Annotated in this window: 14 protein-coding genes; 7 read left to right on the top strand and 7 right to left on the bottom strand. The window is 65.2% G+C overall.

Features of this window, described 5'->3' with window-relative positions:
* Positions 1-12: 12 nt before the first annotated feature.
* The 4 genes from CLV77_RS14620 (at position 13) to CLV77_RS16950 (ending at position 2,246) form a co-directional block, all read left to right on the top strand.
* Positions 13-786 (top strand): alpha/beta fold hydrolase, encoded by a 774-nt coding sequence (locus CLV77_RS14620; protein ID WP_076980286.1) that lies wholly within the window; start codon positions 13-15, stop codon positions 784-786.
* 113 nt (positions 787-899) lie between these two features.
* A complete protein-coding gene (locus CLV77_RS16875) occupies positions 900-1,025 on the top strand; it encodes an entericidin (RefSeq protein ID WP_076980285.1) in 126 nt (41 codons plus the stop codon).
* Positions 1,026-1,216: 191 nt separating this feature from the next.
* The gene (locus tag CLV77_RS14610; RefSeq protein ID WP_158086717.1) at positions 1,217-1,858 is read left to right on the top strand and encodes a DUF433 domain-containing protein; all 642 of its coding nucleotides are present in this window, start codon (positions 1,217-1,219) and stop codon (positions 1,856-1,858) included.
* 4 nt (positions 1,859-1,862) lie between these two features.
* Positions 1,863-2,246: a DUF5615 family PIN-like protein gene (locus CLV77_RS16950; RefSeq protein WP_158086718.1), complete on the top strand. Its 384-nt coding sequence runs from the start codon at positions 1,863-1,865 to the stop codon at positions 2,244-2,246.
* 79 nt (positions 2,247-2,325) lie between these two features.
* Here CLV77_RS16950 and lepA read toward each other — a convergent pair whose 3' ends face one another.
* Entirely contained in the window at positions 2,326-4,125 is a 1,800-nt protein-coding gene (lepA, locus tag CLV77_RS14605; protein WP_076980283.1) for a translation elongation factor 4, read from the bottom strand.
* Between the two features lie 211 nt (positions 4,126-4,336).
* On the opposite strand from lepA, the gene gntA reads away from it, so the two are divergent.
* The 3 genes from gntA (at position 4,337) to CLV77_RS14590 (ending at position 6,181) form a co-directional block, all read left to right on the top strand.
* A complete protein-coding gene (gene gntA, locus CLV77_RS14600; RefSeq protein ID WP_206779614.1) occupies positions 4,337-5,014 on the top strand; it encodes a guanitoxin biosynthesis heme-dependent pre-guanitoxin N-hydroxylase GntA in 678 nt (225 codons plus the stop codon).
* The gene (locus tag CLV77_RS14595) at positions 5,014-5,619 is read left to right on the top strand and encodes a DUF1989 domain-containing protein (protein ID WP_076980281.1); all 606 of its coding nucleotides are present in this window, start codon (positions 5,014-5,016) and stop codon (positions 5,617-5,619) included. Before gntA ends, CLV77_RS14595 begins: the two co-directional genes overlap by 1 nt.
* Before the next feature lie 250 nt (positions 5,620-5,869).
* The gene (locus CLV77_RS14590; protein WP_076980280.1) at positions 5,870-6,181 is read left to right on the top strand and encodes a hypothetical protein; all 312 of its coding nucleotides are present in this window, start codon (positions 5,870-5,872) and stop codon (positions 6,179-6,181) included.
* Positions 6,182-6,260: 79 nt separating this feature from the next.
* Here the strand turns inward: CLV77_RS14590 and CLV77_RS14585 are convergent, their stop codons facing one another.
* The 6 genes from CLV77_RS14585 to CLV77_RS14560 form a co-directional block, all read right to left on the bottom strand.
* Positions 6,261-6,845: a c-type cytochrome gene (locus CLV77_RS14585; RefSeq protein WP_233128122.1), complete on the bottom strand. Its 585-nt coding sequence runs from the start codon at positions 6,843-6,845 to the stop codon at positions 6,261-6,263.
* On the bottom strand, positions 6,842-8,269 hold the full coding sequence (locus tag CLV77_RS14580; protein WP_076980279.1) for a multicopper oxidase family protein: 1,428 nt from the start codon (positions 8,267-8,269) through the stop codon (positions 6,842-6,844). Before CLV77_RS14580 ends, CLV77_RS14585 begins: the two co-directional genes overlap by 4 nt.
* 217 nt (positions 8,270-8,486) lie before the next feature.
* The gene (locus CLV77_RS14575) at positions 8,487-9,449 is read right to left on the bottom strand and encodes a 2-hydroxyacid dehydrogenase (RefSeq protein WP_076980278.1); all 963 of its coding nucleotides are present in this window, start codon (positions 9,447-9,449) and stop codon (positions 8,487-8,489) included.
* Positions 9,450-9,477: 28 nt separating this feature from the next.
* Complete coding sequence (locus tag CLV77_RS14570) at positions 9,478-9,681, bottom strand: hypothetical protein (RefSeq protein WP_076980277.1); 204 nt, start codon at positions 9,679-9,681, stop codon at positions 9,478-9,480.
* A gap of 74 nt (positions 9,682-9,755) precedes the next feature.
* Positions 9,756-11,096 carry an amidase gene (locus CLV77_RS14565; RefSeq protein ID WP_076981139.1) on the bottom strand — a complete coding sequence of 447 codons (1,341 nt, stop codon included), beginning with the start codon at positions 11,094-11,096 and terminating at the stop codon, positions 9,756-9,758.
* A gap of 13 nt (positions 11,097-11,109) precedes the next feature.
* A complete protein-coding gene (locus CLV77_RS14560; protein ID WP_076980276.1) occupies positions 11,110-12,474 on the bottom strand; it encodes a TRAP transporter large permease in 1,365 nt (454 codons plus the stop codon).
* Positions 12,475-12,503: the final 29 nt, after the last annotated feature.

Below are 12,503 nucleotides of genomic sequence, written 5' to 3'. Positions count from 1 at the left end.
AGATCTTTGCCCATGCTCAATATCCTGCGCCACGGCGACCCTGCCCCCGATCAATCCAACCCCGGCCAACCCGCCCTTCTGATCGCCCACGGGCTTTTCGGCTCGGCCCGCAACTGGGGCGTGATCGCCAAGCGGCTGGCCGACAGCCGCGAGGTGCTGGCGGTGGACATGCGCAACCATGGCCGCAGCCCGTGGTCCGAGCCGCACAGCTATGACGCCATGGCCGAGGATCTGGCGCAGGTGATCGCCGATCACGGCGCGCCCGTGGACCTGCTGGGCCACTCGATGGGGGGCAAGGCCGCGATGACGCTGGCGCTGGCTCAGCCCGCCCTGATCCGCCGCCTGATCGTGGCCGACATCGCTCCCGCCGCCTATGGGCACAGCCAGCGTCACCTGATCGAGGCGATGCGCGCCGTGGATCCCGCCCGCGCCACCACCCGGCCCGAGGCCGACGCCCAGCTTGCGGCCCATGTGGACGACCCTCAGGTCCGCGCCTTCCTGCTGCAATCCTATGATCCGCGCGAAGGCTGCTGGCGGCTGAACCTCGATGCGCTGGACCGCTGGATGCAGCAGACCGTCGGCTGGACCAATCCCGAGGGGCGGTTCGACGGCCCCACCCTGTTCCTGTCAGGGGCCGAAAGCGACTATGTCCGCCCCGAGCATCGCCCCGCGATCAAGGCGCTGTTCCCCGCCGCGCAATTCGCCAAGATCCCCGGCGCGGGCCACTGGCTGCACGCCGAGAAACCGCGCGAGTTCGAGGCCGCCGTGCGGGTGTTCCTTGGCTGAGACGCAACCAAGGGCACCTTGGAGGGCGTCGAGACGCGGCACCCAGCCTCTTGCCCCGGCCCCCGGTTTGGGCCATTCAGTCTGACGACCCAACCCGACGGAGACCACCGCCCATGACCCGCACCACCCTTCGCCTGATCGCCCTCGCCGGGCTTGTCGCCCTGTCGGGCTGCGCCACGCTGAACGGCATCGGCCAGGACGTGGAAAAAACCGGCCGCGTCATCCAGCGCGCCGTCTAAAGGGCCACGGGCCCGTCCCCACTTCCCCCGACAACAGCCAAAGAGCCGCGCCCGAACCGAGGGGTGGGCGAGAAGCGCCCGCCCCGTGGGGGCGGTTCGGGCGCTGCCCAGCTAGTAACTCCAAATGACGTCACACTTGTTTAGCTCGACGAATGCCCCTATCTTCATTCTACCTAAATCGAGATTTTGTGATGTCGAATGTCTCTCGTATCCCCAAAGTTTATACTGACGAACAGACAGCTAGACTGGCGCGCATCAGCCTGGGGCAACTTCGCTATTGGGACCGCACAAAGTTTTTCGAACCTTCGCTTGCCTATGAAGATAGACGCGTTGCTTTCAGTCGCCTTTACACGATCGAAGACATCGTCGCCCTGCGCGTACTAGGCGAGCTGCGCCACCAGCACGATGTTTCGCTACAACATCTTCGTAGAGTCCGAGACAAATTTCAACTTGAGCAGTCCGCTTGGGCTGAAGAAGAAATTTTCGTTAACAAAAAGCGCGTATATTTTAAAAATGAGCGGGGAACTTTTGTGAACTCTGAAACGGATGAAGAAACCCTACCTCACATCCCCATTCCCAGGGTGTTCGCCAGTGTGAAGCAAGACGCACAGAAAATGGGAATAAGGCCGCAGTCAGCCGTGGGGAAAAGGTCTAAAAGGACTCCTGTTGCGCGAAAATCGGAAGTATTTGAAGGCACGCGCATACCGATAGAAACCGTGAAAGAATACTTTGACGCCGGTCTAGGAGAGGACGACGTTCTAAGAGACTACCCAACCCTCAAACCGGAGGACATTAAAGCCGCTACTCGCTGGCTCGGACTGAGGGCCGCCTAATTTTATGCTATTTTATCTAGACGAAAACGTCCCAGCCAGTGTCGAAAGAATTCTGACAGACGCGAGCCATACCGTTGTCTGGACTAGGGATGTAACTGGCGAAGGCGCTCCTGATGCGGTAGTTGCAACCGTATCAGAGCATAACGAGGCAACCTTAATTAGCCATGATAAAGATTTCAAAAAAATTGCACCTCGAATACCCGACGGTCAACGAACGAGATTTAGAAAATTGAGCATCGTCCGCCTTCGATGCGAAAAACCAAACTCCTCGACGCGCATGGCGGCTGCATTGAAATATATAGAACTTGATTACTACCAGAGAGAGAAATTCTCGGACAAAAGATCAATCATAGAAGTAAACAAGTCTACGATTATAATATTTAGATAAATTTAGGAACATCCCTTAAAAACACTTAAGGAATCCTAGTTCGCGCAGATTCGAAGTACCTGGATGATTTCATCCACCCTCACCCATCCATCTTCAGCGCATTAATGAACGCTTCCTGCGGGATGTCGACCTTGCCGAACTGGCGCATCTTCTTTTTGCCCGCCTTCTGCTTCTCCAACAGCTTCTTCTTGCGCGTCGCGTCCCCGCCATAGCATTTGGCGGTCACGTCCTTGCGCAGGGCGGCCAGGGTCTCGCGGGCGATGATGCGGCCGCCGATGGCGGCCTGGATCGGGATCTTGAACATGTGGCGCGGGATCAGGTCCTTCAGCTTCTCGACCATGGCGCGGCCCCGGGTCTCGGCCCGGTCGCGGTGAACCATGGTGGAAAGCGCGTCCACAGGCTCGTCATTGACCAGGATCTGCATCTTCACCAGGTGGTCCTGACGGTAGCCGATCATCTGATAATCGAAGCTGGCATAGCCCTTCGTCACCGACTTCAGCCGGTCGTAGAAGTCGAACACCACCTCGTTCAGCGGCAGGTCATAGACCACCATCGCCCGGCTGCCGGCATAGGTCAGGTCCATCTGGATGCCGCGCCGGTCCTGACACAGCTTCAGCACGTCGCCCAGAAACTCGTCCGGGACAAGGATGGTCGCCTTGATCCGCGGCTCCTCGATATGGTCCACGTGGGTCAGGTCGGGCATGTCGGCGGGGTTGTGAAGCTCGATCATCTCGCCGTCGCGCATGTGGACGTTGTAGATAACGCTGGGCGCGGTGGTGATGAGGTCGATGTCATATTCCCGCTCGATCCGGTCGCGGATCACCTCAAGGTGCAAAAGCCCCAGAAAGCCGCAGCGGAAGCCGAAGCCCAGCGCCGCCGAGGTCTCCATCTCGAAGCTGAAGGAGGCGTCGTTCAGCGCCAGCTTCTCGATCGCGTCGCGCAGGTCCTCGAACTCGGCGTTGTCGACGGGGAAGAGGCCGCAGAAGACCACCGGCTGGCTGGGCTTGAAGCCCGGCAGCGCCTTGTCGGCACCCTTCTTCTCGTGGGTGATGGTGTCGCCGACGCGGGTGTCGCGCACCTGCTTGATCGAGGCGGTCAGAAAGCCGATCTCGCCGGGGCCCAGCTCGTCCACGGTCTGCATCGGCGGGCGGAAGACGCCGATCCGGTCCACATGGTGGATCGAGTCGTTGTGCATCATGCGGATCCGGTCGCCCTTTTTCAGCACGCCGTCGATGATGCGCACCAGAACGATTACGCCCAGATAGGCATCGTACCAGCTGTCGACCAGCATGGCCTTCAGCGGCGCGTCCCGCTCACCCTGAGGCGGCGGCAGCAGCTTGACGATGGCCTCCAGCGTCTCGTGGATGCCGATGCCGGTCTTGGCGCTGACCTGAATGGCGCCCGAAGCGTCGATGCCGATCACATCCTCGATCTGCTCGGCCACACGCTCGCAATCGGCGGCCGGCAGGTCGATCTTGTTGAGGACGGGCACGATCTCGTGGTCGGCGTCGATGGCCTGATAGACGTTGGCGAGGGTCTGCGCCTCGACACCCTGGGTGCTGTCGACGACCAGCAACGATCCTTCGACCGCGCGCATCGAACGGCTGACCTCATAGGCGAAGTCGACGTGGCCGGGCGTGTCGATCAGGTTCAGCACATACTTGCGCCCGTCGTCGGCAACATAGTCGATGCGGACCGTGTTGGCCTTGATGGTGATCCCGCGCTCGCGCTCGATATCCATCGCGTCCAGCAACTGTTCCTTCATGTCCCTGTCCTGGACGGTGCCAGTGGACTGGATCAGCCGGTCGGCCAAGGTGGATTTGCCGTGGTCGATATGGGCCACGATCGAAAAATTGCGGATATGGGACAGATCGGTCATGGACGGGATATGCTGAGGTTTTCGGGGCCGGTCAAGCGCCTTGCGCGGGCCCGCGGCACCACGGGCGCCCCCGGGGGCCGGATCGGGGCACTGACGGCCCCCGGCGCACCCCGCCGGGCCCTCCGCTGGGCAGGAAAGCGCCGGTCGCCGCCGCGTGGCCGGGAACCGCCGCCCCCCGCCGGCGGTTCCAGAAAGACCCAGTACATCACGAGTGAGCCCCCAGATCATGCCCGGCACGAAAGAGGAATTCCAACAGTTCATCCGCTCCGACGACTTTCCCTGCGTGGGGGCGAAATCCGCCCTGGTGCGCGACGCGATCCAGCTTGTCGAGGTGGGCGCATTCGACAGCACCCAAAGCGATCTCGACATCCACCGCGCCCTGCTTGCCTTCGGCGACGAGACGCTCGATCTTGACGGGCCGCTGGTGCAATCCTTCGTGGTGATCTTCGACGGCCCCCGCGACCTCGACGAGCGCGGCTTCGAGAAATGCCTCTGGGACCGGCTGCAATCCCTGCACAACATCGACGTCTCGGCCGGCCATGAATGGACCGAGGACACGTCGGCCGATCCCTCCTCGGCCCATTTCTCGCTGTCGCTGGGGGGCCAGGCCTATTTCGTCATCGGCCTGCATCCGCAATCGTCGCGCGCCGCGCGCCGGTTTCACCGCCCGGCCCTGGTCTTCAACTCCCACGAACAGTTCGAGCGTCTGCGTCGGGACGGGCGCTACGAGAAGATGCGCCAGGTGATCCGCGCCCGGGAGGAGGAGTTCCACGGCGGCATCAACCCGATGCTGAAGGATTTCGGCTTGGGCGGCGAGGCCGCGCAATACAGCGGCCGCCGCGTCGGGCGCAACTGGTCATGCCCCTTCTCCAAGAAGGACGTCGCCTGATGGTCAGCCGCATCGCGCCGCGCAGCGGCACCGCCTTCCGGCTCGACAAGGGGCAGTACCTGACCGTCATCGACCCCGAGGGGGAACAGGTCTCGGACCTGCTGGCCTACAGCGCCGCCGACACCCGCGAATACATCTCCTCGGGGCGCAGCATCGATTACGCCGGGCGGATGTTCCTGACCACGGGCGACCCGCTCTATTCCAATCGCTCCAACGTCATGCTCAGCATCCTGGCCGACGAGGTGGGCCGCCACGATTTCACCCTCACCCCCTGCTCGCGCGACACGTTCCGCATTATCTACGGCGACGAGGATCCCCACCACGGCTGCCAGGGCAACCTCGAACGGGCCCTGGCCCCCTATGGCATCACCCCCGACGAGATCCCGATCGCCTTCAACGTCTTCATGAATGTCGACGTCGATGCCAGCAGCGGCAAGATCGAGGTTCGCCCACCGAAAAGCCGCGCGGGCGACCGGCTCCTGCTGCGGGCCGAGATGGACCTGATCGTCGCCATGACCGCCTGCTCGGCCGGCCAGTCGAACAATTTCACCTACAAGCCCATCGACTACCAGATCACCGACACGCTTCCCGACTGGGCCCTCTGACACCCACGAAGGCTGCATCGAGCCCCGCGCCACCCCAAACTCATTGTCGCAAAAATATCCCCGCCGGAGGCTCCCCCGGCGGGCCCGGGACCCCAACCCGGGACCCCCGCGGCCACGCCCGGGCCGGGCCACCCCCCCGTTGATCCGAAATTGATCGGCGGGGGATTCTCTGGCATGATGGTCAACAGGCAATGAACCGCGGGCCGAGCGACAGAAGAATCGCCGCCCGCCGCATTATCGAGGTAGTGACATGAGGCATGCAGTCCTTACGGCTTTCATCCTGGCATTGACGATCCCGGTCGCGCTTCCGGCCGACGCCGGCCCGATCGAGCGGGCCTGCCTGAGCGGCGGGCGCAAATCGGCAAACCGCGCCCTGTGCGGATGCATCCAGCGGGTGGCCGATTCCACCCTGTCCTGGTCCGAGCAGCGCCGGGCGGCCAAATTCTTCTCGGACCCGCACAAGGCCCAAGAGACGCGTCAATCCTCCAACCGCAAGGACGAACAGTTCTGGCGCACCTACAAGAGCTTCGGCCGCACCGCCGAAAGCTATTGCACCGGCTGATCCCGACACCGACAGGATCGCGACGCAAAAGGGGCGGCCCGGTGCCGCCCCTCTTGCCGTCCGTCTTGGGGGCCTGGTCCTACCGGGCCGCCAGCTCTGCCTCCGTCCGCGCGGCCTGAAGCTTCTGCACCCGGTCCGACCAGGTCGACCGGATATAGGCCAGGATATCGCGGATCTCGTCGTCGGTCAGGCTGTCCCCGAAGCCCGGCATGCCCGAGTTGAACTCGATCCCCTGTTCGGCCAGGGCCTGCTCGCCCCCTTTCTTGACGTAGTTGAAGAGCGTGGGATCCCCGTGGTGCCAGGTGTGGCCGCTTTCGTCATGGGGGGGTGCGGGCACGGTTCCGTCCTCGCGCGGGATGCGCCAGTCGGGCTCGCCCTCAAGTTTCTCGCCATGGCAGGAGGCGCAGTTCTCGGCGTAAAGCTGGGCGCCCGCCTCGAAGCCCGCGCGCGCGATTTGCGCACCTTCCGCAGGGGCGGCATTCTCCGCGGCCTCCTCCCCCACCTGGACGGTCTGCCCCTCGTCCGTCACCGGCGCAGTCTGGGTAGCCGCCTCGCGCCCGACCTGCGGATCGTCCCCGGGCGCCAAGAGCAGCACCACGACACCGATCAGCGCCACAACCGCCAGGCCGATGCCGACCAGGGCCTTCCTGTCCAGTCCGGTCACGACGCCACCTCGATCCGGGTCTTCATGCCCGCGACCTGGTGGCCCAGCATGTGACAGTGGAACAGCCAGCGGCCCGGATTGTCGGCGGCGAAGACGATGGTCACGACCTGGTCGGGATCGACCAGGATTGTGTCACGCCAGGGGCCCAGGGTGCCGTCCTCGTGCTCCTGCCGGAAGTGGTGACCGTGCAGGTGCATGGCGTGGGGGAACATGGTGTCGTTGCGCATAGGGATGCGCAGGGTCTCGCCCCGGCCGACCCCGGCGAAAGGTGCCGCCGGCATGCCCGCCACCCCGTTCAGGGCCCACACCTGCCCCTGCTCGGCCAGTTCGCGGCCCGACATCTCGCGCCCCAGGTATTCCGCCTTGGCCAGGCCGCGCATGGCGCCCCCTTCCAGCAGCATCGGCACCTCGCGCGCGCCCTTCAGGTCGGGCGCCGGCAGGTCGTTGGGCGCCAGGGCCTCGGGCGCGGGGCGCCGGGCCTGGGCGGCCTCGGACCCGGCTTCGAACGTGGCCAGGGCGAAGCCGCCGTCGCGCTCCAGCCCGACCAGGTAGGCCTCTTCGCCCGGCTCGGCGGTCACATCGACGATCAGGTCGATCCGCTGCGCGGGCGCCAGGCGGAAGACTTCCGCCGCAGGCTCGGGCTTTTCCAGCGGCTGCCCGTCCAGGGCCACGACCCAGCCCTCCAGACCTTGAAGGCCCAGATTGAAGATCCGCGCGTTGGCGGTGTTGATCAGCCGCAGGCGCAGACGCTCGCCGCCGCGCACGGGTTGGCGGTGGTCGAACTGGCCGTTGACCGTGACCAGGTTGCCGATGCGGCCGCCATGAGCCTGGTCGTGGAGGCCGTCAAAGCCCCCCGCGATTGCGGCGGTGGTCTGATCCAACCGCCAGTCGTCCAGCGTCAGGATGAGGTCGCGGTCGACGTCGGGGGGCGTCTCCTCGTCGATGATCAGCGGACCGTAAAGCCCCCGCGCCATCTGCTCCCACGAGCGGTTGTGCGTGTGGTACCAGAAGGTGCCGGCGTCGGGGACGGTGAATTCATAGTCGAAGCTTTCGCCGGGGCCGACGGCCTCCTGGGTCAGGCCGGGCACGCCGTCCATCGCGTTGGGCAGGCGCAGCCCGTGCCAGTGGATCGAGGTCGCCTCGGGCAACCCGTTGACCAGGCGTTGGCGCAGCAGTGCGCCGCGCTTTATCCGCAGGGTCGGGCCGGGGGCGGTGCCGTTATAGGCCCAGACCTCGGTCGCGGGATATTCGGCCGGGGTTAGCTGGGCCTTGGCAAGTCCCGCGCGCAGTTCGGCCCAGGCGTCGGCAGAGCCGTCGGCGGCAGCGCCGGAATGGGAGGCCGCCCGCAGCGGGCCGACGAGGGCCCCGTTGGCGACCAGCGCCGCGCCGGTGCCTGCAATCAGCTGGCGTCGTGTGATGGTCATCTGGGATCCTCCGGAAATTCTGACGCTGTCGAGGCGCAAAACTAAGCCCGGGCGGCGCCAATTCCAATGCGCCAGCGCGGTCCGCGACCGGCCCGGGCGGCGCTTTCCATCACGTCTGCGTCAACGCGGCCACCCTTCCAGCGCGGGACATCGGGGCGGGATTGCGCCCCGGACGTGCCCAGGAAGAATCAGGCGCGGCCGCGCTGAGAGGCGGCGCTCAGAGGCGGTCGCGGGGCTCCTGCCCGGCGACAAAGGCATCAAGGTTGTCGAGCGCCCTGAACCCCATGGCGTCGCGGGTCCGCACCGTGGCCGATCCGACGTGGGGCATCATGAAGATGTTGTCGTGATCGGCAAAGGCCGGGTTGCCCCCCGGCTCGACCTTGAAGCAATCCAGACCGGCGGCCATCAGATGCCCCGAGTCCAGCGCCCGCAACAGCGCGTCCTCATCGACCAGCGCGCCCCGGGCCGTGTTGACCAGCACCGCGCCGCGCGGCAGCAGCGCCAGCCGTTCGTCGTTGATCAGATCGACCGTCTGCGGGGTCGCCGGGCAATGAAGCGACAGGAAATCGGCCTGCGGCAACAAGGTCTCGATCGTCTCGTGGAAGGTCGCGCCCTGCTCCTGCTCGGGCGAAAGGCGGCTGCGGTTGTGGTAGTGGATTTCCATCCCCAGCCCGCGCGCCATGGTGGCGAAGGCCCGGCCGACCCGGCCCATGCCGACGATGCCGACCCGCGCGCCCGACACTTGCTTGCCGACCATGAAGGCGGGCGACCAGCTGTCCCACTCGCCGCGTCTCACCATCCGGTCGCCGGCCACCGCATGGCGGGCCGCGCCCAGCATCAGCATCAACGCGATCTCGGCCGTGGCGTCGGACAGCACGTCGGGTGTGTTGGTCACCACGATGCCCCGCCCGCGCAGGGCGTCCAGGTCGCAGTGATCGACACCGACCGAGTGGTTGGCCACGATCTTCAGCCGGGGGTCCAGCCGCTGCACCACCGCGTCCGAGAAGATCTCGGAATGACAGGGCAGCATGGCGTCGACCCGGCCGCTCATGGCGACGATCTCATCGGCGGTGCCGGGGGCGTCGTGCTCGGGGGTGATCACGTCGTAATCCCGCGCCGCCCGGGCCATGGTGGCATCGGACAGGCGGCGGGGGATCCAGAGGACGGGGCGCGGGCTCATCGCGGCGATCTCGGCTGCTGCGTCAGGCTCAGCGGCGGCGCTTGACGCATTCCTCGTAGTAGTCATAGGCCGCCATCGCCAGCACCACGATCGCGATGATCATGAAGGGCAGACCGCCCGTGAAGCCGGCGAACCCGGTCGAGATCGACTTGGACAGGCCGATGACGAAGGTGAACAGAAGAGCCGTGCCGATCAGGCCGACGACGATTGCGACGGGACGCTTGAGACGCATGTTGGATCCTTCCTTGTCGTGGTCCGGCCCGGGCCGGAAACGGTTTGAACGTATTCAGGTTTCACCGGGGCCGGTCAGCCCTCGGTCAGTGTCTTTTCCAGCCAGCGCGCGGTGCGCAGCAGGCGGTCGTCGCCCTCGAAGCTGCCGACAAGCTGCAACCCCATGGGCAAGCCCTGGCCCCCGGTCATCAGTGGCAGTGTCAGGCAGGGCAGACCCGCGAGGGTCCACAGGGTGGAATATATCGGATCGCCCGTGCCCTCGTCCATGCGGGGGGCCTCGCCGGGAGCGGCGGGGCAAAGCACGGCATCGTAATCGTAGAAGAACATGGTGAAGTATTCCTGGGCCATCTGCCGAAGCTCGATCGCGTCGGCATAGTCCTCGTCGCTGATGGCCCGGCCTTCCGTGACCAGCGGGCGGATGGTCTCGCTCAACTGGTCCCAGCTCTTGTCGAAGACCTCGGCCTGGTGGCGTGCCAGTTCGTAGAGGTGGATGCGGCGCTGCACGTTCGGCAGGTTGGAAAAGGCTGGCGGCGCGGGCAGACGCTCCACCCGGTCGGCGCCCAGCAGCGCGATCACCTCATCCATGGCCTCGACCATGTCGGGGCTGCGGCGGTCGTCGAAGGGCAGGTCGTAGACCGCCAGCGACGGCGGCAGCGGCACGTCGGAGAGGTAGCCGTCGCGCATCGCGGGGCGCGGGCGGGCGAAGCTGTCGCGATCCGTGGGGTCATAGCCCTTGATCGCGTCGCACAGAAGGGCGGCATCCTCGACCGTGCGGGCCATGACGCCGATCTGATCCAACGTCTCCGAGGTCTGCAGAACGCCCCGGCGCGAGATGACGCCGCGGGTCGGCTTGAACCCGACCGTGCCGCAGAAGGCTGCCGGCCGGATGACCGAGCCGTTGGTCTGCGTGCCCACGGCCAGAGGCACGTGATAGGCGGCCACCGCCGCGGCAGAGCCCGAGGACGAGCCGCCGGGCGAGTGGGCGGTGTTGTGGGGGTTGCGCGTCTCCGAAGGGTGCATGAACGCCATCTCGGTGGTGACGGTCTTGCCCAGGATGACAGCGCCGGCCTCTCTGAGGCGGTCGACCAGGGCCGCGTCGGCTTCGGGCACCCGCCCCGAGAAGATCGGGCTGCCGCGCTCGGTCGGCAGACCGGCAGTGTCGATGATGTCCTTCAGCCCGACGGGAATGCCGTGCAGCGGTCCCATGGCACGGCCGGCACGACGGATCTGGTCCGCCTGCTCGGCCTGGGCCAGGGCCCCTTCGCGGTCGACATGGGCCCAGGCCCGGACCTGGCCGTCGGTCGCGTCGATATGCGCAAGGCAGGCCTTGACCAGATCGACCGAGGAAAACCAGCCTTCGCGGATCCTGTCGGCGGCCTCGACCGCCGACAGGTTGTTTGGGGGCTCACGATCCATTGCGGGCGCCATATCAGGGAACGTAGGTGCCGAAGAGGTAGTCCGGCAGCCACAGGGCGATGCCCGGGAACTGGTACAGCATGACCATCGAGAAGAGCACGATCGCAAGATACGGCATCAGGCCCTTGAAGATCTCCATCAGCTCGATCTGCTTCTTCAGCACGCCCTTCAGATAATAGGCCGACATGGCCATTGGTGGCGTCAGGAACGAGGTCTGGAGGTTCAGCGCCACCAGCATCGCGAAGAAGTAGGGGTTCACCCCGAAGGTATCGAGCATCGGCAGGAAGATCGGCACGAAGATGATCAGGATCTCGGACCATTCCAGCGGCCAGCCCAGCACGAAGATGATAAGCTGAACCATGATCAGGAACTGCCAGGGCTCCAGGTCCATGGCCGCGAACCAGTGCTCGATCACGTCATGGCCACCCAGGTACGAGAAGACCGAAGCGAAGGTCCAGGAGCCGACGAAAAGCCAGCAGACCATGGCGGTCGCCTTGGCGGTAAGGAAGACGCTTTCCTTGACCTTCTGCCAGGTGAGCGAGCGATAGAGCATCGCCAGCACCAGGCCACCCAGCGCACCCATGGCGGCCGCTTCGGCCGGGGTTGCCAGACCCCCCAGGATCGAGCCGAGCACCAGCACGATCAGCACGAACAGCGGCACGAAGCTGACAAGCAGGTTCATGTAGATCTGTCCGACGGGGGGGATATCCTCTTGGCGCGGCTTGGGCGCGATGGAGGGCGTGGCGAGGGCGCGGGTCATCACGTAGACGATGTAGAGGCCGGCCAGCATCAGGCCCGGGAAGATCGCCGCCGCATAAAGGCGGAGGGGCGAAAGCTCGGCGATGGCGGCATAGACGATCAGCATGATCGACGGCGGGATCAGGATGCCCAGCGTACCGCCGGCACAGATCACGCCCGCGGCGAAGCTGCGGTTGTAGCCCGCGCCCGACATCGCCGGGTAGGCCAGCAGACCCATCAGCGTCACGACCGCGCCGACGATGCCCGATGCGGTCGAGAAGACCGCGCAGGTCAGCAGTGCCGCGATGGCAAGGGCGCCCGGAAGGTTGCGCGCCGCCATGTAGAGCGAGTGGAACAGCCGGTCGACGATGTTCGCCCGCTCGACCACGTAGCCCATGAACAGGAACAGCGGGATGGCGACCAGCGTGTCGTTCTCCATCACCGAGTAGGTGTTCTGGTTCAGCAGGTAGAAGATGTTGTTGTCGAAAAAGCCCGAGAAGGTGTCGGGCGGGCCCAGGTAGTAGGCATAGTAGCCAAAGGCCACGCCCATCGCGAGCAGCGTGAAGGCGATCGGGAAACCCAGCAGCACCAGCACGATGAACAGGCACAGCATCAGGATTGCGACTTCGGGATTGGTCATAGTCGTCTTCTCTTGTCTTTATCTACGCC

Source organism: Brevirhabdus pacifica (assembly GCF_002797755.1).
Lineage (GTDB): Bacteria > Pseudomonadota > Alphaproteobacteria > Rhodobacterales > Rhodobacteraceae > Brevirhabdus > Brevirhabdus pacifica.
This window is presented reverse-complemented; position numbering and strand designations above follow the sequence as displayed.